This window comes from Streptomyces wuyuanensis (assembly GCF_900103455.1).
Lineage (GTDB): Bacteria > Actinomycetota > Actinomycetes > Streptomycetales > Streptomycetaceae > Streptomyces > Streptomyces wuyuanensis.
In genome coordinates this window covers 88,013-108,660 of sequence record NZ_FNHI01000005.1, presented here as the reverse complement: position 1 = coordinate 108,660, position 20,648 = coordinate 88,013, and the positions used below count along the sequence as shown (strand labels likewise).

Here is a 20,648-nt window from a genome sequence, read left to right as displayed (position 1 = left end):
ATCATGGCCGCCCGACGGGCGTCCCGTGACCGTTCCGGAGGAATCGGCACCCCGGGGAGCAGCGCCCCGGGGTGCCAATTTGGCATATGCCTACGGCATTCAGAGGGTCTTCGTAGCCCAACTGACCAGCGATGACGCACCGCTTACGAATGATCGCCAACAGCAGCGGCGGACCACGCCTTAAGGTTCCTTTAAGGTTCGATTAAGGCGGTCGCCAAGTTGACGCAAGGGGTACCGGTGCCCAGCCCCGGGTCCCGCTGGGCGGTTCAGACGAACTTGGCCTTGCCCGGGCCCTCCTCGACGAAGCTGCGCATGCCCCGCTCGCGGTCCTCGGTCGCGAACAGGCCCGCGAACCAGTTCCGTTCGATCGAGAGACCGGTGTCGATGTCCGTCTCGAGTCCGGCGTCGACGGACTCCTTGGCGGCCCGCAGGGCCAGCGCCGGCCCCTGGGCCAGCTTCGCGGCCCAGGCGTGCGCCTGCTCGTAGACCTCGGCGGCCGGTACGACGCGGTCGACCAGACCGATGGCCAGCGCCTCCTCCGCCTTCACATGGCGGCCGGTGAAGATGAGGTCCTTGGCCTTGGACGGACCCACCAGCCGGGCCAGCCGCTGGGTGCCGCCCGCTCCCGGGATCAGGCCGAGCAGGATCTCCGGCTGGCCCAGCCTGGCGTTGTCCGCCGCGATCCGGTAGTCGGCGCACAGCGCCAGCTCACAGCCGCCGCCCAGGGCGTAGCCGGTCACGGCCGCGACGACGGGCTTGGGAATCCGGGCGACGGCGGTGAACGAGTCCTGCAGGGCCTTCGACCGCTTCACCATCGCGGTGTGGTCCATCACCTGCATCTCCTTGATGTCCGCGCCCGCCGCGAACACCTTCTCCCCGCCGTAGAGGATCACGGCCCGCACGTCGTCGCGGTCGGTCGCCTCGGCGGCGAGTTCGCGCAGCCGGTCCTGGGTGGCGATGTCCAGGGCGTTCATCGGGGGGCGGTCCAGGCGGATGGTGCCGACGCCTTCGGAGACTTCGAGAGTGACTGTCATACGGGGAGGTTAGCCCCCGTTAACGCCGAGGGGCCCGGTGCTGTCCGTCACAGCGCCGGGCCCTCTTCGTGTCGTCGCGTGACTACTTGGTCCACTCCGCCCAGGACATGTTCCAGCCGTTCAGGCCGTTGTCCGGGGCGATCTGCTTGTCCTTGGAGTTCTTCACGACCACCACGTCGCCGATGATCGAGTTGTTGAACATCCAGGCCGCGGGCGTACCGCTGTCGTAGGCGCCGCGCACGTCACGCAGGCCGACGCAGCCGTGGCTGACGTTCGCCGAGCCGAAGGTGCCGCGGGAGGCCCAGTAGTTGCCGTGCATGAACGTGCCGGACGTCGACAGGCGCATCGCGTGCGGCACGTCCTTGATGTCGTACTCGCCGCCGAAGCCCACGGTGGCGCCGTTCATCCGCGTCACCTTGTACTTCTCGCTGATGACCATCTGACCGTTGTACGTCGTGGTCGACGGGGCGCCCGCGGTGATCGGGATCGTCTTCACGAGCTTGCCGTCGCGCACGACCTTCATGGTGTGGGCCTTGGCGTCGACCGTGGAGACCTGGCTGCGGCCGATGGTGAAGGAGACCGTCTTCGCCTGCTTGCCGTACACACCGGGCCGGCCCTCGACGCCGTCCAGGTTGAGCCGGACCGTCACCTTGGTGCCCGCCGCCCAGTACTTCTCGGGGCGGAAGTCCAGGCGGTCGTTGCCGAACCAGTGGCCCTCGATCGGCACCGACGGCTCGGCGGTCACCTTGATGGCCTTCTCGACGGCCTCGGGGTTGGTGATACCGCGGGTGAAGTTGATGGAGACGGGCATGCCGACGCCGACCGTGGAGCCGTTCTCGGGGGTGTAGTGGCCCACGAAGGTGTTCTTGGGGACGAGCGTGGTGAAGGTCGTGTCCTTCGCGGACTCACGGCCCTCGGAGTCCTTGGCGACCGCGTGCACCTTGTACTTGGTCGCCGAGGCGAGGTGCTGCACCGGCTCCCAGCTCGCGCCGCCGGCGGCGATCTTCCCCTCGACGGCGTTGCCCTTGTCGTCCTTGACGGCGACCTCGGTCAGCTTGCCCTTGTCGGCCGTCACCTTGAGCGCACCGCTCGTGGCGACCGATTTCGCCCCGTCCTTGGGCGCGATGGTCACGACCGCCTGCGATGCGGCCGTGCCGACCTTGCCGCCGTCCTTGGCGCCCTTGTCGCCACCGCTCGCACCGTCGGAGTCGCCGCCACCGCAGGCGGACACCAGCAGCAGCAGCGCGCCCATGGCGAGGGCCGGCAGCGCGGTGCGCCCGCGTCGCCGGCCCGTCCGGACCGATGCCCCCGATATCGGCTGCCCGTTCACGATCAGTTGTCTCCCCTCGCACGGCCTGGCCCCGCCAAGGCCCGCACCCCCACGCGCTCGAACGGCGCGCACTGCGATAGATAATCACACCGCAGGTCGCTGGGGCTTCTCGCAAATGTCACCGTTCAGTCGCAAATCTGCCCGGTGGACGTGCAGGTCATGCGGGAGGGGCTGCTCAGTGGAGTGCGGAACCGGCCTTCCACTCCTTCCAGCCCATGTTCCAGCCGCTCAGCCCGTTCCACGGGTCGACCGTCCGGTCCGGGGAGTTGACCACTTCCACCACGTCCCCGACGAGCGTCCGGTCGAAGAACCAGCCCGCCGGGGAGTCCTGGCTGCCGCCCTTCTCGTCGCGCAGCCCGATGCAGCCGTGGCTGACGTTGCGCATGCCGAAGACCGCCGGATCGGCCCAGTAGTTGCCGTGCAGGAAGGTTCCCGACGTGGTGAGCCGCATGGCGTGCGGCACGTCCTTGATGTCGTACTCGCTCTTGCCGTCGTCGTCGGTGAAGCCGACCGTGGCGCCGTTCATGCGGGTGACGTCGAGCATCTCGCTGACGACCATCCTGCCGTTGTACGTCCGGGTCTTCCTGCCTCCCGTGGTGACCGGAAGCGTCGTCAGCAGCCGGCCGTCGCGGCGCACCTCCATCGTCCGCTCCCGGGCGTCGACCAGGGAGATCTGGGACCTGCCCACCGTGAAGCGGACGGTCTTGCTCTGGATGCCGTACACCCCGGCCGCGCCCTCGACGTCGCGCAACCGCATGTCGACGGTGACCTTGGTACCCGGCTTCCAGTACTCGCGGGGGCGGAAGTCGAGCCGCTCGGCGTCGAACCAGTGGCCCACGACCTCCACGGGCGGAACGGAGGTGATGCGGATGGCCCGCTCGACGGCCGCACGGTTCCTGATGCCGCGGTTGAAGTCGAATGACACGATCATCCCGATGCCCACCGTGGAGCGGTTCTCCGGGGTGAAGTAGCCGATGAACCGGTGGTCGGGCACGACGGTGGTGAAGGTCGTGTGCCGCGCCGAACGGCGGCCGTGGGCGTCGAGCGCCACCGCGTCGACGCTGTACTTGGCCGCCAGCGCGAGGCGGGTGCCCGGCTTCGGACGCCAGGTCAGACCGTCCGGGGTGACCGTGCCCGGGACGTCGGCGGGCTGCGCGTTCTCGATCCGGGTGACCTTGACCCGCTCCAGCCGCCCGCTCGCCACCGCCACTTCGAGCCTGCCGTCCGCGGGCACGGCCCCGGCCCCGTCCGCGGGCGTGATCCGGATGGTGTCGCCGGGCGCCGCCCGGGGTTTGTCGTCGCCGGCGACCGGATCGCCGCCGGTGCTCCCGGTTCCGCCGGTGCAGCCGGTCAGCCCGGCCAGCAGTCCCGTCCACAGCACGGCGACGGCCAGCGTGGCCCTCGTCCGCCTCACCGCGTTGCTCACAGAGTCCACCTCGTGGGGTCGCAGAGACACAGCACGTCCCGCCCAACGACGGCCACCCTCCTGGGGAAACGTCGGCGCGGGTCATGTTGGGAGCAGCGCGGCGTCGGGCAGAAATGGTGGGAGGACCACGCGCGGGAAGCCACGGCCGGGACGCCGTGAGCGGGAGCCGTGCGGGCCCGACGAGCCGCGGGAGGCCGACAGGTGTCGAGCGCAGCCGAGCAGGAGGCGGTACGGGAAGGGGAGCGGCCTCTTCCCGCCGCGGGGCCGCGCCCGGCCCTGAACGGACGGCCGAGGACAGCGGACGGCTCGGGGCCCCCGGTCTGGCCGGGGGCCCCGACCCCGCTGGGCGCCCGCTACCGGGTGGGTCCCGACGGCGTCGCGGGCACCAACTTCGCCCTGTGGGCGGGCGGCGCCGAGGCCGTGGACCTCTGCCTCTTCGACGAGTCGGGAGCGGAGGTCCGCCTGCCGCTGACCGAGCTCACCCACGAGATCCGGCACGGCTTCGTGCCCGGCGTCGGCCCGGGGCAGCGCTACGGCTTCCGGGTGCACGGCCGCTGGGACCCGTGGACGGGCGCACGCTGGAACCCGGCGAAGCTGCTGCTCGACCCGTACGCCCGGGCGGTCGACGGGGAGTACGCGCTGCCGCCCGAGGTCTACGGGCACGTCCGCGACTGGCCGCAGCAGCACGTCGCGGACACCGTGCGCGACGACCGCGACTCGGCCCCGTACGTCCCGAAGGGCGTCGTCGTCCACGACGACGCCCCGGACGACGAGTGGGCCGACGACCGGCGGCCGAAGACGCCGTGGGCGGACTCCGTCATCTACGAGCTGCACGTGCGCGGCTTCACCAAGCTGCACCCCGGGATCCCGCCGGAACTGCGCGGCACCTACGCGGGCCTCGCGCACCCGGCGGCGATCGGCCACCTCGTACGGCTCGGGGTGACGGCCGTCGAACTGCTGCCGGTGCACCAGTTCGCGCACGAGGACCATCTGCTGCGGCGGGGCCTGCGCAACCACTGGGGCTACAACTCGATCGGCTACTTCGCGCCCCACGCCGGCTACAGCGCCTCCGGCACGGGAGGGCAGCAGGTCGGCGAGTTCAAACGGATGGTGCGCGCCCTGCACGAGGCCGGCATCGAGGTCATCCTCGACGTGGTCTACAACCACACCGCGGAGGCGGGCGAGCTGGGCCCGACGCTCAGCCTCAAGGGCGTCGACAACCGCGGCTACTACCGGCTCCAGCCCGACGCACGCCGGTACGCCGACTACACCGGCTGCGGCAACACGCTGCACGTGGTCCAGCCGCAGGTGCTGCGGCTGATCACCGACTCGCTGCGTTACTGGGTCACGGAGATGGGCGTCGACGGCTTCCGCTTCGATCTGGCGGCGGCCCTCGCCCGCTCGATGCACGACGTCGACATGCTGTCCCCGTTCCTCGCCGTGATCGCCCAGGACCCGGTGCTGCGCCGGGTGAAGCTGATCGCCGAACCGTGGGACGTCGGGAACGGCGGCTACCAGGTCGGCGCGTTCCCACCCCTGTGGACGGAGTGGAACGACCGCTACCGGGACGCGGTGCGGGACTTCTGGCGCGGTGCGCTGCCCGATCTGCGGGACCTGGGCTACCGGGTGTCCGGCTCCAGCGACCTGTACGCCTGGGGCGGCCGGAGGCCGTACGCCTCGGTCAATTTCGTCACCGCCCACGACGGCTTCACGCTGCGCGACCTGGTCAGTTACGAGCGCAAGCACAACGAGGCGAACGGCGAGGGCAACCGGGACGGCACGAACGACAACCGCGCCTGGAACTGCGGCGTCGAGGGCGAGACGGACGACCCCGCGGTCAACGCGCTGCGCCGCCGGCAGATCCGCAATCTGCTCACCACCCTGCTGCTCTCCACGGGCGTCCCGATGCTGGTGGCCGGCGACGAGATGGGCCGGACGCAGGGCGGCAACAACAACGCCTACTGCCAGGACAACGAGATCGGCTGGCTCGACTGGTCGCTGCCGGACCGCCCGGGGCCGCGCGGGCTGCTGGCCCTCACCTCCCGGCTGCTCGCGCTGCGCGGCGCGCACCCGGTGCTGCGGCGCCGGGCGTTCTTCTCCGGCCGGCCGCAGACCGCCGACGGGCTGCGCGACCTGGCCTGGTTCACGACGCGGGGCACGGAGATGACCGAGCAGGACTGGTACGCCCCTTCCTCCACGCTGGCGCTCTTCCTGTCCGGCCGGGACATCCCGGGCCGGGACGCCCGGGGCGCGCAGGTCACCGACGACAGCTTCCTGACGATCCTGCACGCGGCCGGCCGCCCGACGTCCTTCCAGCTACCGGGGCCGCCGTGGGCAGAGGAGTACGAACTGGTCGTCGACACCTCGCTGGAGGACCAGTCGGCGGCGCCGGGGACGGTGTACCGGGGCGGGGAGCGGGTGACGGTGCCGGAGCGGTCGGTGCTGCTGCTGCGGGTGCGCGACGGGGACTGACGCCACCGGGCGGGCACGTCACCGCCCGCCGGGCGCCCGCGCGCCCCGGCGATCCGCGTTCCGTCGCCGGGCGGGCGGCGGTGGCACTCGTCCGGGAGGTCGTACGCCGCGCCTGCGCGGTCAGCCGAGGATGCCGCGGTCGTACGCCGCCGCCACCGCCGACGCCCGGTCCCTGACCGCGAGCTTGCCGTAGATGTGGGTGAGGTGGGTCTTCACCGTGGCCTCGCTGACGAACAGCTCGGCGGCGATCTCCCGGTTCGAGGTGCCCCGGGCGACCAGGACCAGCACCTCGCGCTCACGGGCGCTGAGCGGTTCGTCGCGCGGCGCCGGGTTGCGGACCCGGGAGACCAGCCGGGACGCGACCGCCGGGGACAGCACGGTACGGCCCTCGGCGGCGGCCCGGACCGCCGTGAACAGCTCCTCGCGCGGGGCGTCCTTGAGGAGGTAGCCGGTCGCCCCCGCCTCGATCGCGGGCAGCGTGTCCGCGTCGGTGTCGTAGGTGGTGAGGACGAGGACCTTGGTGCGGGAGCCGCGCCTGGCCAGTTCGGCGATGGCCTCCACCCCGCCGCCGCCCGGCATGCGCAGGTCCATCAGCACGACGTCGGGATCCAGCCGCTCGGCCAGCGCGACCCCCTCGACGCCGTCGGCCGCCTCGCCGAGCACCGAGAAGCCGGCGGCCGACTCGAACATGCCGCGCAGCCCGTCCCGTACGACGGGATGGTCGTCGACGATCAGCACGGAGATGGTGGGCTCAGCCATGGCGCACCAACGGTACGCGAGCCGACACCGCCGTGCCGCCGCCCGGTTCGGACTCGACGGACACCGTGCCGGCGATCCGGGCCGCCCGGTGGCGCATGCCGTCCAGGCCGAAGCCGTTGGTGCGGGTGCGGGCGGACAGGGCCTGGGGGTCGAAGCCCCGCCCGTCGTCGCGGACGTCGAGCGTCACTTCGTCGCCCATGTAGGACAGGGTCACCCCGGCACGTCCGGCGGCGGCGTGCCGGGCGGTGTTGGCGAGGGCCTCCTGGGCTATCCGCAGCAGGGTGGCCGCGACCTCGTCGTGCAGCGGCTCCACGGTCCCGGTGACGGTGAACAGGGCCGTCACGCCGCTGCGCCCGGACCACTCGTCGACGGTCTTCTCCAGCGCCCGGGGCAGCTCGTCGTGGGCGAGGGCGGACGGCGCGAGGTTCTGCACCGATCGCCGCGCCTCGCCCAGGCTGTGGCGCGCGAGAGCGGCTGCCCGCCCCGCGTGGGTGCGTGCCACCTGCGGGTCGTCGGTGCCGGTGACCACCTGGAGCTGGGCGATGATGCCGGTCAGGCCCTGGGCGATGGTGTCGTGGATCTCCGCGGCGAGCCGGCGGCGCTCGTCGGCCACACCGGCCTCCCGCGCCTGGACGACGAGCTGGGCGTGCAGACCCGCGTTCTCCTCCAGGGCCTGTTCCAGACGGGCGTTGGCCCGCTCCAGTTCGGCGATCGTGGCGGCCTTCCGCCTCGCGGCCTCGGCCTCCTCGACGGCGATCCGGGCGAAGACGAGGGCGAGGAACGCGTTGAGGAGGAACAGCGCGCCGAACGCGACCCAGTTCGTGGCCGACGCCGGCGGCAGCCCGCCGGACTGGGAACCGGCCATCGTCACGGCGGTGGCGACCAGCCCGGCGTAGACCCAGCGGCGCGGCAGCAGGACTCCGGCGTCGAAGTAGCCGAGGACGGCGTAGACGGCGAAGAAGGGGTTGAACCAGGTGAGGACCGCGGCGAGGACGGTACGGACCGCGTAGTGGATCCGGCCGGCCGGGGCGAACTCCGGCAGCCCGTCCCGGGTGCGGCTCCACCACACCTCGTGGAGGAGCGCCACCGGCAGCACGGCCGCCGCCGCGTACAGCTCGGTCCGCGTCATCAACGGCCGTGCGGTGGCGGCCGCGAGGGAGGAGGAGAGGCCGAGCAGGATGTAGGGGCCGTACCGGAAGAACTGCTCCCAGCGCTGTTCGGCGGCGGTCATGCGCCCAGTGTGCCCCGCGGGCCGCCGCGGGGTCACTCCCAGCGGAACCAGCGGACCGCGGCGGCGGTCAGCAGAGCCGTCCACAGCGCGGTGACCCCGACGGCGGCCCAGCCCGGCCAGCCGCCCGCCGCGGCACGGTCCAGCGCCTCGGACGCGGCCCCGAAGGGGGTGAGTTCGACGATGCGCCGCAGTGCTTCCGGCATCGCCTGCACCGGCACCCACACCCCGGCGGTGAACATCGCCGGGAAGAACACGGCCGAGCCGATCGCCGTCGCGATCTTCTGGGTACGGGACACCGCGCACACCGTGGCGCCGAGCGCGAGCGCCGCGGCCGTGGTGAGGAGGAGGGCGAGGAGGTAGCCGGCGGGCTGCTCCGGCAGTTCGACCCCGTAGGCGATCCGGCCGACGGCGACGGCGAGCAGCGCCGACACCAGGGCGGCGGCTCCGTGCAGGACGAGCTGGGCGGTGAGCAGCGCGGCGGGGCGTACCGGTGTGGTCGCCATCCGGCGCAGGACGCCCCGTTCCCGGTAGCCGGTGAGGACGGGCGGCATGGCCTGGAGCCCCGCCATGATCAGGCCGAGCAGTACGGCGACGGGCACGTAGAGGTCGACGACGCGGCGGCCGCCGAGCTCGTCGGACACCACGCGGAAGGACGGCACGAGGCCGATGATCAGCAGCAGGACGGAGGGGAAGACGAGGATCCAGAAGAGGCTGCCGGGCTCGCGGGCGAACAGGCGCGACTCGGTCCTCAGAACGGCGGCTGCGGGGGACGGCATGTCAGACCTGCTCTTCCGTGAGGTCGAGGAAGGCGTCGTCGAGGGTGGCCTCGGTGACGCGGAGCTGGTGGGCGGTGATCCGGTGGCGCGCGAGGAGCGTGATGACGGCGTTGACGGTGTCGTCGGTGCCGTGGATGACGACCCGGCCGTCCCGGTCCTCGGCGAGCACGGCTCCGGGAAGCCCGGCCAGTTCGCCCTCGGCGAGCGGCTGTGACGGGGTGAAGGTGATGACGGTGGCACCGCCGGCCCGGCGGATCAGCCCCGAGGGAGTGTCGAGCGCGGCGATCCTGCCCTTGTCGACGACGGCGATGCGGTCGCAGAGCCGCTGGGCCTCCTCCATGAAGTGGGTGACGAGGAGAACGGTCACACCGCGGGCCCGGACGTCCTCGATCAGGCTCCAGGTGTCGCGGCGGGCGCGTGGGTCGAGACCGGTGGTGAGCTCGTCGAGCACGACGACACGGGGGTTGCCGACGAGGGCCAGGGCGATGAAGAGCCGCTGCTTCTGGCCGCCGGACAGCCCGGCGAAGCGGGTGCCGAGCTTCCCGGTGAGACCGAGCCGTTCGGCGAGGGGCCGCCAGTCGGCAGGCCGCGGGTAGAAGGCGGCGTACAGTTCCAGTGCCTCGCGGACCGTCAGCTTCGCCTGGAGCTCGCTCTCCTGGAGCTGGGCCCCGAGGATGCGCGTCACTCCGTCGTGGTCGGCCACCGGGTCGAGCCCGGCGACGCGGACGGTGCCCTCGTCGGGGGTCCGGAGTCCTTCGACGCATTCGACGGCCGTGGTCTTGCCGGCGCCGTTGGGCCCGAGGATCCCGAAGATCTCGCCCTCCTCGACCCGGAAGGTCAGCCCGTCCACGGCCGGCCGGCCGCCGTAGGACTTGCGCAGTCCGTCCACTTCCACGATCGCCATGGGTACGAGGGTGCCGGGCGGCGTCCGGGTGCGGCATCGCCCGACGGGCTCGAAGGCGCATCCGCCGATCGGTTGACGGCCGGCTACGACTTCGCGCGCGGCGGGGGCGGACGGGGAGGGGTGGGCGGCGGGGCGGGAGGGCGGGAAAACTCGGTGGGCCTTGTCAGTGGTGAACCGTAGGCTCGCTCCTGATGTCCACCACAGCTGAAGCCACCCAGCCCGACCGGTCCGCCGTCCGCTCACTGCTGCGGCTGTGGCCGTACGTACGACCGGTCAGGACTCGTCTGTTCACGGCCGCGTTCGTCGCGATCGTCGCCTCCTGTCTGAGCCTCGTGATCCCGCTCGTCCTGAAGTGGATGGTGGACGGCCCGGTCGCCGACCGGGACGTGGGCGGGGTGTGGCTCGGGGCTCTCTACCTGCTGCTGCTCGGGGTCGCGGAGGCGGTGCTGTTCGGCTTCCGGCGCTGGCTGGTGGCCCGTCCGCTGGCCGGGGTGGAGGCGGCGATGCGAGCGGATCTCTTCCGGCACCTCCAGCGGCTGCCCGTGGCCTTCCACGACCGGTGGGCGTCGGGGCAACTGCTGTCCCGCGGGACGACGGACCTGATGCTGGTGCGGATGTTCCTCGCGTTCCCCCTGACGTTCCTGCTCGTCAACGGCGTGACCATCCTCGTCGGCGCGGGCATCCTGCTGGCCCAGCAGTGGACGCTGGGTCTGGTGCTGCTGGCCCCGGTCGTCCCGCTGGTGTTCCTCATCGCCCGGTTCGAGGCGCGGTACTCGTCGGTGGCGCGGACGGCGCAGGACCAGGTGGGCGATCTGACGACCGTCGTCGAGGAGAGCGTCCTCGGCATCCGCATCATCAAGGGCTTCGGACGCCACCGCAGCCAGGCGGCGACCTTCCGGGCACTGTCCGAGCGGCTGCGCGGGACCGAGCTGGTCAAGGCCCGGCTGCTGGCGGGCATCTTCGGCGTCATCATGACCGTCCCGGAGCTGGCCATCGGCGCCGCGCTGGTGCTCGGCACGATGCAGGTCGCCGACGGCACCCTGTCGGCGGGCACGCTCGTCGCCTTCCTCTCCACGGCGCTCGCGCTGCGCTGGCCGGTGGACGCGATGGGCTTCCTGCTCGCCATGAGCCAGGAGGCGGCGACGGCGACGGACCGCTACTTCGAGGTCCTGGACGCCGAGGACGAGCGGGACGTGAGGCGGGAGACCGTGCGCGGGACCGAGCGCCACGAGGGCGGCCCCGTCCCGGCCGCACCCCCGCCGACCACCATCGCCGCGGCCGCGGAGGGGTCGGAACGGGCCGGTGAGCGGCACGGGCTGCGGTTCGAGGCCGTCCGCTTCCGCTACCCCGACGCGTCCGAGGACACGGAACCGGTTCTGAAGGACATCGATCTGCACATCCGGCCCGGGGAGACGATGGCCCTCGTCGGCGGCACGGGCAGCGGCAAGACGACGCTCACCGCGCTCGTACCGCGGCTGTACGAACTGACCGCCGGGCGCATCACGCTGGACGGGCGGGACATCGCCGCCATGCCGCGCGAGGAGCTGCGCACCCTGGTGTCGATGGCGTTCGAGGAGCCGACGCTGTTCTCGGCGAGCGTCGGCGAGAACGTGCGGATGGGCGCGGAGCACGCCGATGACGAGCAGGTACGGCGGGCGCTGGACGTGGCCCAGGCGGGCTTCGTCGACACGCTGCCGCAGGGCTTCGGCACCCAGGTCGGCGAGCAGGGCCTCAGCCTCTCCGGAGGTCAGCGGCAGCGGCTCGCCCTCGCCCGTGCGGTGGTCGGGAAGCCGCGCTTCCTGGTGCTCGACGACCCGCTGTCGGCGCTCGACGTGCACACGGAGGCCCTCGTGGAGGCCGCACTGCGCCGGGTCCTCCAGGACACCACCGCCCTGGTCGTGGCGCATCGGCCGTCCACCGTGCTGCTCGCGGACCGGGTGGCGCTGCTGTCGGACGGCCGGGTCGCGGCCGTCGGCACGCACCACGAACTGCTGCGGGACAACGCCGAGTACGCCTGGCTGATGTCGGGCGCTCATGCCGAGGAGCGACACCGATGACGTCATCGACGGCCACGACGCCACAGCCCGACGCCGGGGACGCCACGTCCGGCGCCGTCCCCGGCGGCCCCGGGGCGCCGGGACCGGACGCGGAAGGCACGGGCCCCGGAGGCAGGGATACCGGCGGCACGGACTCCCGGGGCGCGGACCCGGACGGGCCCGCGCCGTCGGGCGCGGAGCCGAAGGGCACGGACGCGGGCGGCGATCCCTTCGACCGGGACGCCCTGCCCGCGCCCGACGGTGCCACCGGCGCCCTGCTGCGTTCACTGCTGGCGCCTCTGCGGGCACGGGTCGTCGTCGCCGCGGTGCTGCTGCTCCTTCAGCAGGCCGCGGCACAGGCCGGCCCGCTGCTCGTCGCGTTCGCCATCGACAGCGGCGTGCCCGCGCTGCGTGACGGCGACCACGGGCCGCTGGTCGTGGTCGGCGCCGGGTACGCCGTGTGCGCGCTCGGGTCCGGCGCGTTCCAGTACGCCTTCATCCGCGCGTCGGCCCAGGTCAACCAGGCGGCCCTGCTCGATCTGCGGGGCCGGATCTTCCGGCATGCCCAGTCGCTGAGTCTGGACTTCCACGAGCGCTACACCTCGGGCCGGCTGATCTCCCGCTCCACCACCGACGTCGAGTCGCTGCGGGAACTCCTCAGCGAGGGACTCCAGGAGCTCCTCGCGGTGGTCCTGTCGTTCGTCTACATCTCGGCGATGCTGCTCTGGCTGGACCTCGGCATCGGTGGTCTCGCCGTGCTCAGCTTCGTCCCGCTGTACCTGCTCGTACGGCTCTACCGGCGGCGCGCCGCGGTGGTGTTCGCCGAGCGGTCCACCGCGATCGCCTCCGTCATCGTGAAGTTCGCGGAGACGATGAACGGCATCCGGCCGGTACGCGCCTTCCGCCGGGAGCGGGCGAACGACGAGCGCTTCGGCGCCCTGAACGACCGGCACGCCCGCAGCAACGGGGACTCTCTGCTGGAGATGGCCCGCTATGTCGTGGGGTCCCGGCTCGTGGCCAACACCGCGGTGGCGGGAATCGTGCTGTGGGGCGCTTACCGGGTGACGGAGGGGACGCTGGCCCTCGGTGTGCTGGCGGCCGCTGTGCTCTACCTGCGGCGGCTGTACGACCCGATCGACCGGCTCGGCATGTTCCTCAACTCGTACGAGTCGGCGGCCGCGTCGCTGCAGAAGATCGCGGGGCTGCTCGCCCAGACGCCCTCCGTGCCGGAACCCGCACGTCCCGTGGGGCTGCCGGAGCGCTCCGGTGCCTCGGGTCCCGGCCGGGAGGTGGTCTTCGAGGAGGTCCGCTTCGCCTACCGCACGGGCGGCGAGGTCCTTCCGCGCTTCGACCTGACGATCCCCGCAGGCCAGACGGTGGCCGTCGTCGGCTCGACCGGAGCGGGCAAGTCCACGCTCGCGAAGCTGCTGGCCCGGTTCTACGACCCGACGGAGGGGCGGGTCCTGCTCGACGGGACCGACCTGCGCGATCTGCCGGTGCCCGAACTGCGGCGCGGGGTGGTGATGGTGACCCAGGAGGCGTTCCTGTTCTCCGGCACGGTCGCGGAGAACATCGCCATCGGCCGGCCGGACGCGACGCGTGAGGAGATCGAGCGCGCCGCGAAGGCCATCGGTGCGCACGACTTCATCAGCGGTCTGCCGGAGGGCTACGACACGGACGTGCGCAAGCGCGGTGGCCGGATCTCGGCGGGCCAGCGCCAGCTCGTCGCCTTCGCCCGCGCGCTGCTGGCCGACCCTGCGGTGCTGATCCTCGACGAGGCGACCAGCTCGCTGGACATCCCCGGTGAGCGTGCGGTGCAGCGGGCCATGGACACGGTGCTGCGCGGGCGTACGGCGATCGTCATCGCCCACCGCCTGTCGACGGTGGAGATCGCCGACCGGGTCCTGGTGATGGAACACGGCCGGATCGTCGAGGACGGCACGCCGGCCGCCCTCATCGACGGCACGGGCCGCTTCGCGGGGCTGCACCGGGCCTGGCGCGAGAGCCTGGTCTGACGCCGGGGCCGCCGACCGGACGGGCGGCTCCCGTCCGGTCCGCCGGAGCAGCCCCGGCCGCAGGTCGGGCGGAGGACCCGCGACCGCGGGTGCGGTGACGGCAACCTCCGGCCACCGGTCCGGCCGGGCTGCCCCGCGGGACGCGATGGCCTGTTCGGCGGACTCCGCCCGCACCGCGGGGCCGGACGTACGGGTGGAGGACGCGGGACACCGCTTCGCGCCCGGGGTGACCGGGCACTGCCGGCCGCCGCGCCCCGACCGCGGAGGCGACGGCCGGGCGCACCCCTCACCCTGCCCGGAAGGGCACCGTCGAAGCGGGCGCGCAGCCGGTTCGCCGAGGGGTGGAGCGATCGCGTCTCGCGCGCCGGCTCCCGGACGGCGGTCCGCCGGTGCCCGGCCTATGCCGTCCACCGGGCCCCGGAGCCCTGGTCCGCCGGGGCCTCCCGGTCGTCCGCGCCGAGCCGTGTGGTGGACTGGCATCATGACGACGGGTGACACGATCGTGGTGCCGCCGCTGTACACGGGGTATCCCGGGGTGGCCTTCGGCGGCTATGTGGCGGGCGTGCTCGCGGAGCACACCGGAGCCGGGACGGTTCGGGTGGACTTCCGCGGACCGGTGCCACCGGGCGTCCCCGTGCGTATGGCCGGGACCGCGGACGGCGGTGCCGAACTGGGCGAACGGGAGCGGCCGCTGGCCACGGCACGGCCCGCCGAACTGCTGCTCGACGCACCTGCCGCGCCCGGCTGGGACGAGTCCTCGGCCGCGGCCGACGCCGTGCGGGCGGCCCCGCCGTCGGGACTGGTCGACTGCTTCGGCTGCGGGATGGACCGTACGCCGGAGCGCGGGCTGCGTCTGCACTGCGGGCCGGTGCCGGGCCGTGCGCTCGTCGCCGCGGGATGGGTCCCCTCGCCCGCGCTCGCCGGTCCGGACGGCCTGCTCCCGCCCGAGTTGGTGTGGGGCGCCCTGGACTGCCCGGGCAACTGGGCGGGCCGGACGCTCGGGACCCAGCGGGCCGGCGCCGTCACGGCATCCCTCACCGGCAGCCTGCTGCGTCCAGTGCGCACGGGCGAACCGTACGTCTCCTACGCCTGGCTGCTGTCCGAGTCCGGGCGCAAGCACACGATGGGCGTGGCGGTGGCCACGGCGGACGGTGAACTGTGCGCGCTCGCCGAGGCGCTGTGGCTCGACCCCCGGAGTGCCGACTGACCTCCCGGACGGCCGGGGCGGAGCACCCTCCGCCCCCTGGCGCTCGGGCCCGCCGACCGGCGGCTCCCCCTCGCCGCCTCCCGCTCGGCCGTTCAGCTGACGCCTTTTCAGACAATCCCCGAACGGTTCACGCCCCGACCTCGGGGCCCGGGCACGGCCGGAGGCAGTCGTACCGGTTGCCGGCGCGGACGGGCCCCGGATCGCCGCGCGGCGGCCGCACGGTAGGGAACGAGCCATGCCCGGGCGTCCGCGCTACGGGTGGCGCGTACCCTCTGCCCTCCGCCGTCCCCGAACCGGATGTCTTCAGTCCGCATCCCCGCCGTGCCGTCGCATTCCGCCTGGCACGGCCGCCGGACGACGCAGGCGGAACGCCCGGCGAAACGTCCGCTTAACGAACACGGCATTTCACTCAACGAACGCAATCCGGCCATTCTCTTGACGCGCTCCTGACAGGAGCCGTCCACTCCTGCGACTCTTCCACCGATCCACGCACTACATGCTCCTCAGCTCTGCCGGGCGGCCCACCCAGCCGTCTTCGACCCCCCTCGCAGAAGGAGTTCGCGTGAGACCCACGCCCAGCCGTCGCGCGTCCGCGACCGGCGCTCTGCTCGCAGTCGCAGCCCTCCTGGCCGTCGGAGTCCAGTCCGGCTCCGCCGCCGCGGCCCCCGACGCCGCACCGATCGCCCCCAAGCAGCAGTCCGCCTCCGGGGCCGACCCCGGCGCGCTGCCCGCGCAGCTCTCCCCCGCCCAGCGGGCGGAGCTGCTCCGCGAGGCCAACGCCACCAAGGCGGCGACCGCGGCCGAACTCGGCCTCGGCGCCCAGGAGAAGCTCGTCGTGCGCGATGTCGTCCAGGACCGGGACGGCACCACGCACACCCGCTACGAGCGCACCTACGCGGGCCTGCCCGTGCTCGGTGGCGACCTGGTCGTCGCCGAGACGAAGGCCGGACGGACCGAGTCCGTCAGCAAGGCGTCGACGGCCGCGCTGAAGAACATCGACACCAGCGCCGACATCGCCCCGGCCGCCGCCGAGCGGCAGGCGGTGGCCGCCGCACGCTCCGAGGGTTCGAAGGACACCGCCGCCGACCGCGCCCCGCGCAAGGTGGTCTGGATGGCCGAGGGCAAGCCGACGCTCGCGTACGAGACCGTCGTCGGCGGTCTCCAGCACGACGGCACGCCCAACGAGCTGCACGTCGTCACCGACGCCGCCACCGGCGAGAAGCTGTACGAGTGGCAGGCGGTCCACGAGGGCACGGGCAACACGATGTACAGCGGCCAGGTGACGCTGGGCACCGCGCCGTCGTACACCCTGACGGACACCACCCGCGGCAACCACAAGACCAACAACCTCAACCGCGGCACGTCCGGCTCCGGCACCCTCTTCTCCGGACCCGACGACACATGGGGCGACGGCACGCCGCAGAACGCCGAGACCGCCGGCGCCGACGCGCACTACGGCGCGGCGCTGACCTGGGACTACTACAAGAACGTGCACGGCCGCTCGGGCATCAGGGGCGACGGCGTCGGCGCGTACTCCCGGGTCCACTACGGCAACAACTACATCAACGCGTTCTGGCAGGACAGCTGCTTCTGCATGACGTACGGCGACGGCGCCGGCAACGCCAAGCCGCTGACGTCGATCGACGTCGCCGCGCACGAGATGACGCACGGCGTCACCTCCAACACCGCCAAGCTCGTCTACAGCGGCGAGTCCGGCGGCCTCAACGAGGCGACGTCCGACATCTTCGCCGCCGCCGTCGAGTTCCACGCCAACAACGCCCAGGACAAGGGCGACTACCTCGTCGGCGAGAAGATCGACATCAACGGCGACGGCACCCCGCTGCGCTACATGGACAAGCCGAGCAAGGACGGCGCGTCCAAGGACGCCTGGTACTCGGGCATCGGCGGCATCGACGTGCACTACTCGTCCGGCCCGGCGAACCACTGGTACTACCTGCTCTCCGAGGGCAGCGGCGCGAAGACCATCAACGGCGTGAACTACGACTCGCCGACCTCGGACGGCCTCCCGGTCACCGGCATCGGCCGCGACAAGGCGTCGCTGATCTGGTTCAAGGCACTGACCACGAAGTTCAACTCGACGACCAACTACGCGGGCGCCCGTACGGGTACGCTCGCGGTCGCGACGGAGCTGTACGGCGCGAACAGCGCCGAGGTCAAGGCCGTGACCGACGCCTGGGCCGGCATCAACGTCGGCTCCCGGCCCGGCGGCGGCGAGCCCGGCCCCGGCAAGGTCTTCGAGAACACCGGCGACGTGAACATCCCGGACCTCGGCACCGTCAACTCCCCCGTCGCGGTCACCGGCATCGCCGGCAACGCCCCGTCGAACCTCAAGGTCGACGTGGACATCAAGCACACCTGGCGCGGTGACCTGGTCATCGACCTGGTGGCCCCGGACGGCACGGCCTACCGCCTGAAGAACTCGAGCGGCAGCGACTCCGCCGACAACGTCATCGCCACGTACACCGTGAACGCCTCCAGCGAGGTGGCCAACGGCACCTGGAACCTGCGGGTCCAGGACGTCGCCCGCTACGACACCGGTCACATCAGCAACTTCAAGCTGACGTTCCCGTAGGCACCGCGGGCCCGCCGGGCCCGTGGTCGTCACCGCCCGGACCGCCCGGGGGAGCTCCCGCTCCCCCGGGCGGTCCCGCGTACGGTGGCCGCACGACCGGGCACAACCGGCCGCGGGCGGCCACCGGGGACGAAACCCCGCCCGACTGCCGGGAGTTCAGCGCATCAGCACCCCCGCCCCCTCGCCCGTCACCTCGGTCGGCCACGCCACCAGACCGGGATCCGCACCGTGCGGCAGCAGCGGGTGCGCGGGCAGCACCCGGACCGTGTAGCCGAACGGGCCGGTGCGGTCGAGGGCGAGGGGGCCCTCGTAGATCCACCGGCTGGACGTGTCGGGGCCACCGACGGCCGGCTTCAGCGGGAAGGTCTGGGCATCGGCGATCGCGTCGTCCGAGTCGACCCGGCCCGCGACGGCCTGCACCTCCACGTCCTCGGGCCGCAGTGCGCCGAGGGTGACGCAGACGCGCAGGGCCAGCGTCGAGCCCAGCTCCGCCGCGCCCAGGTCCGCGCCCGCCGCGCCCGGTTCCGCCCCCGCCTCGACATGACCGACCGAGACACCGGGCCAGGCGCCGCGCACCCGGGCCTTCCAGGCGGCCAGTTCACCGGCCGCGCCGGGCTCCAGGGCGAGCACCCGGTGGGCTCGGGCGGCCGGGGCGTAGAGCCGGTCCACGTACTCGCGCACCATCCGGTCCGCCAGCACCTTCGGGCCCAGCGCGGTGAGCGTGCGCCGGACCATCTCGGTCCAGCGTGCGGGGATCCCGTCCGCGCCCCGGTCGTAGAAGAGCGGCGCGATGCGCTCCTCGACCAGCCCGTAGAGCGCGGCGGCCTCCAGGTCGTCGCGGCGGTCCTGGTCGTGCGCGGCGGTGCCGTCGGCCGTGGGCACGGCCCATCCGAAGTCCGGCTCGTACCACTCGTCCCACCAGCCGTCGAGCACCGACAGGTTGAGGCCCCCGTTGAGCGCGGCCTTCATCCCGCTGGTGCCGCAGGCCTCCAGCGGCCGGAGCGGATTGTTCAGCCAGACGTCGCAGCCCGGCAGGACCTTGCGCGCCATCGCCATGCCGTAGTCGGGCAGGAAGACGATCCGGTGCCGGACCCGCGGGTCGTCCGCGAACCGCACCAGTTCCTGGACCAGCCGCTTCCCGCCGTCGTCGGCGGGGTGCGCCTTGCCGGCGACGACGATCTGCACCGGCCGCCGCGGGTGCAGCAGCAGTTCCGTCAGGCGTTCCCGGTCGCGCAGCATCAGGGTGAGCCGCTTGTAGGCGGGGACGCGGCGGGCGAAACCGATGGTCAGCACGTCCGGGTCCAGCACCCCGTCGATCCAGCCCAGCTCCGCCGTCCCCGCGCCGCGCTGCCGCCAGGAGGCGTACAGCCGCTCCCGCACCTCGTGCACCAACTGCTCGCGCAGCGCGCGGCGCAGCTCCCAGAGGTCGGCGTCCGGGGCCGCCGCGACGTCGTCGCCGAGGGCGAGCACCTCGGGGGCCACCCAGGTCGGTGCGTGCACCCCGTTGGTCACCGAGGTGATCGGGACCTCCGCCGTGTCGAAACCCGGCCACAGACCGCGGAACATCTCGCGGCTCACGGCGCCGTGCAGCGTGGAGACGCCGTTGGCGCGCTGGGCGAGGCGCAGCCCCATGACGGCCATGTTGAAGACGTCGGGGTCACCGCCGGGGTAGCTCTCCACGCCCAGCCGCAGCACCCGTCCCGCGTCGACCCCGGACAGCTCGCCGCCCTCGCCGAAGTGACGGGCGACCAGCTCGCGGTCGAACCGGTCGATACCGGCCGCGACGGGGGTGTGCGTCGTGAACACGGTCCCGGCCCTGACGGCCTCCAGCGCGGCGTCGAAGTCGAGACCGTACGGCAGGAGTTCCCGGATCCGTTCCAGCCCCTGGAAGCCGGCGTGTCCCTCGTTCGTGTGGAAGACCTCGGGCTCCGGATGGCCGGTGAGCCGGCAGTACACGCGGACCGCGCGGACTCCGCCGATGCCGAGGAGCACCTCCTGGAGCAGCCGGTGCTCGCTGCCTCCGCCGTACAGCCGGTCGGTGACGTCGCGCTCCCCCGGTGCGTTCTCCTCCACGTCCGAGTCCAGCAGCAGCAGCGGTACGCGGCCGACCTGCGCCTGCCAGACGCGGGCCCGCAGCGAGCGGCCGCCCGGCAGGTCGAGGGAGACCTGCGCGGGGCTGCCGCCGGGCTCGCGGAGCAGGGTCAGCGGAAGCTCGTCGGGGTCGAGGACGGGATAGTGCTCCTGCTGCCAGCCGTCGCGGGAGAGCGACTGGCGGAAGTAGCCGTGCCGGTAGAGCAGTCCGACGCCGATCAGCGGGACTCCCAGGTCGCTGGCGGCCTTCAGATGGTCGCCGGCGAGTATGCCCAGCCCGCCCGAGTACTGCGGCAGCGCGGCGGTGATGCCGAACTCCGGCGAGAAGTACGCGACGGCGGCGGGCAGCGGCGCCCCGTCGGCGGACTGCTCCTGGTACCAGCGCCGTCCGCGCAGATACCCGTCCAGATCGCGGGCGGTCTCCGAGACGCGGAACAGGAACTCCGGGTCGGTGGCGAGTTCGGCGAGCCGGCCCGCGGTCACCGATCCGAGCAGCCGTACCGGGTCGCCGCCGGCCGCCCGCCAGCCGGCGGGATCGGCGCTGCGGAACAGCTCCCGTGTCGGGGCATGCCACGACCAGCGCAGATTGCGGGCCAGCTCGCTGAGCGGGGCGAGGGGTTCGGGGAGGACGGGGCGGACGGTGAATCGACGAATGGCCTTCACAGGTCCCACCTTCGAAACGGAGGTTCATCCGGGGACGCACGACGCTGTGCGCCCGTCCGACTTCTCGACCGTAGTCGCGCACCGCCCGGCTCAACCACGGCGCGAGGAGGG

The 20,648-nt window shown here is 72.9% G+C and carries 13 protein-coding genes; 5 read left to right on the top strand and 8 right to left on the bottom strand.

The window, feature by feature from the left end:
• Positions 1-266 precede the first annotated feature (266 nt).
• The 3 genes from BLT82_RS09470 to BLT82_RS09460 form a co-directional block, all read right to left on the bottom strand.
• Positions 267-1,034, bottom strand: coding sequence for an enoyl-CoA hydratase/isomerase family protein (locus BLT82_RS09470; protein WP_093653442.1), 768 nt, complete (start codon positions 1,032-1,034; stop codon positions 267-269).
• Positions 1,035-1,116: 82 nt separating this feature from the next.
• A complete protein-coding gene (locus BLT82_RS09465) occupies positions 1,117-2,364 on the bottom strand; it encodes a L,D-transpeptidase (RefSeq protein ID WP_093653441.1) in 1,248 nt (415 codons plus the stop codon).
• Between the two features lie 175 nt (positions 2,365-2,539).
• Positions 2,540-3,790 (bottom strand): L,D-transpeptidase, encoded by a 1,251-nt coding sequence (locus BLT82_RS09460; RefSeq protein WP_093653440.1) that lies wholly within the window; start codon positions 3,788-3,790, stop codon positions 2,540-2,542.
• Between the two features lie 201 nt (positions 3,791-3,991).
• On the opposite strand from BLT82_RS09460, the gene glgX reads away from it, so the two are divergent.
• Positions 3,992-6,262 carry a glycogen debranching protein GlgX gene (glgX, locus tag BLT82_RS09455; RefSeq protein WP_093653439.1) on the top strand — a complete coding sequence of 757 codons (2,271 nt, stop codon included), beginning with the start codon at positions 3,992-3,994 and terminating at the stop codon, positions 6,260-6,262.
• Between the two features lie 120 nt (positions 6,263-6,382).
• On the opposite strand, the gene BLT82_RS09450 is transcribed toward glgX, so the two are convergent.
• Genes BLT82_RS09450 through BLT82_RS09435 form a run of 4 tightly spaced genes read right to left on the bottom strand, consistent with a single transcriptional unit; the run spans position 6,383 to position 9,932 of the window.
• On the bottom strand, positions 6,383-7,021 hold the full coding sequence (locus tag BLT82_RS09450; RefSeq protein WP_093653438.1) for a response regulator: 639 nt from the start codon (positions 7,019-7,021) through the stop codon (positions 6,383-6,385).
• Positions 7,014-8,252, bottom strand: coding sequence for a sensor histidine kinase (locus BLT82_RS09445; RefSeq protein WP_093653437.1), 1,239 nt, complete (start codon positions 8,250-8,252; stop codon positions 7,014-7,016). Before BLT82_RS09445 ends, BLT82_RS09450 begins: the two co-directional genes overlap by 8 nt.
• Positions 8,253-8,284: 32 nt before the next feature.
• Positions 8,285-9,028 (bottom strand): ABC transporter permease, encoded by a 744-nt coding sequence (locus BLT82_RS09440; RefSeq protein ID WP_093653436.1) that lies wholly within the window; start codon positions 9,026-9,028, stop codon positions 8,285-8,287.
• A gap of 1 nt (position 9,029) precedes the next feature.
• Positions 9,030-9,932: an ABC transporter ATP-binding protein gene (locus BLT82_RS09435; RefSeq protein WP_093653435.1), complete on the bottom strand. Its 903-nt coding sequence runs from the start codon at positions 9,930-9,932 to the stop codon at positions 9,030-9,032.
• 191 nt (positions 9,933-10,123) lie between these two features.
• Here BLT82_RS09435 and BLT82_RS09430 point away from each other — a divergent pair, with 191 nt between their 5' ends.
• The 4 genes from BLT82_RS09430 (at position 10,124) to BLT82_RS09415 (ending at position 17,783) form a co-directional block, all read left to right on the top strand.
• On the top strand, positions 10,124-11,989 hold the full coding sequence (locus BLT82_RS09430) for an ABC transporter ATP-binding protein (protein ID WP_093653434.1): 1,866 nt from the start codon (positions 10,124-10,126) through the stop codon (positions 11,987-11,989).
• Complete coding sequence (locus tag BLT82_RS09425) at positions 11,986-13,983, top strand: ABC transporter ATP-binding protein (RefSeq protein ID WP_093653433.1); 1,998 nt, start codon at positions 11,986-11,988, stop codon at positions 13,981-13,983. Before BLT82_RS09430 ends, BLT82_RS09425 begins: the two co-directional genes overlap by 4 nt.
• Before the next feature lie 481 nt (positions 13,984-14,464).
• On the top strand, positions 14,465-15,190 hold the full coding sequence (locus tag BLT82_RS09420) for a PaaI family thioesterase (protein ID WP_093653432.1): 726 nt from the start codon (positions 14,465-14,467) through the stop codon (positions 15,188-15,190).
• Positions 15,191-15,752: 562 nt separating this feature from the next.
• Positions 15,753-17,783 (top strand): M4 family metallopeptidase, encoded by a 2,031-nt coding sequence (locus tag BLT82_RS09415; RefSeq protein WP_093653431.1) that lies wholly within the window; start codon positions 15,753-15,755, stop codon positions 17,781-17,783.
• A 156-nt stretch (positions 17,784-17,939) separates the two neighbouring features.
• Here BLT82_RS09415 and glgP read toward each other — a convergent pair whose 3' ends face one another.
• Positions 17,940-20,537, bottom strand: a complete 2,598-nt coding sequence (gene glgP / locus BLT82_RS09410; protein ID WP_093653430.1) for an alpha-glucan family phosphorylase — start codon at positions 20,535-20,537, stop codon at positions 17,940-17,942.
• Positions 20,538-20,648: the final 111 nt, after the last annotated feature.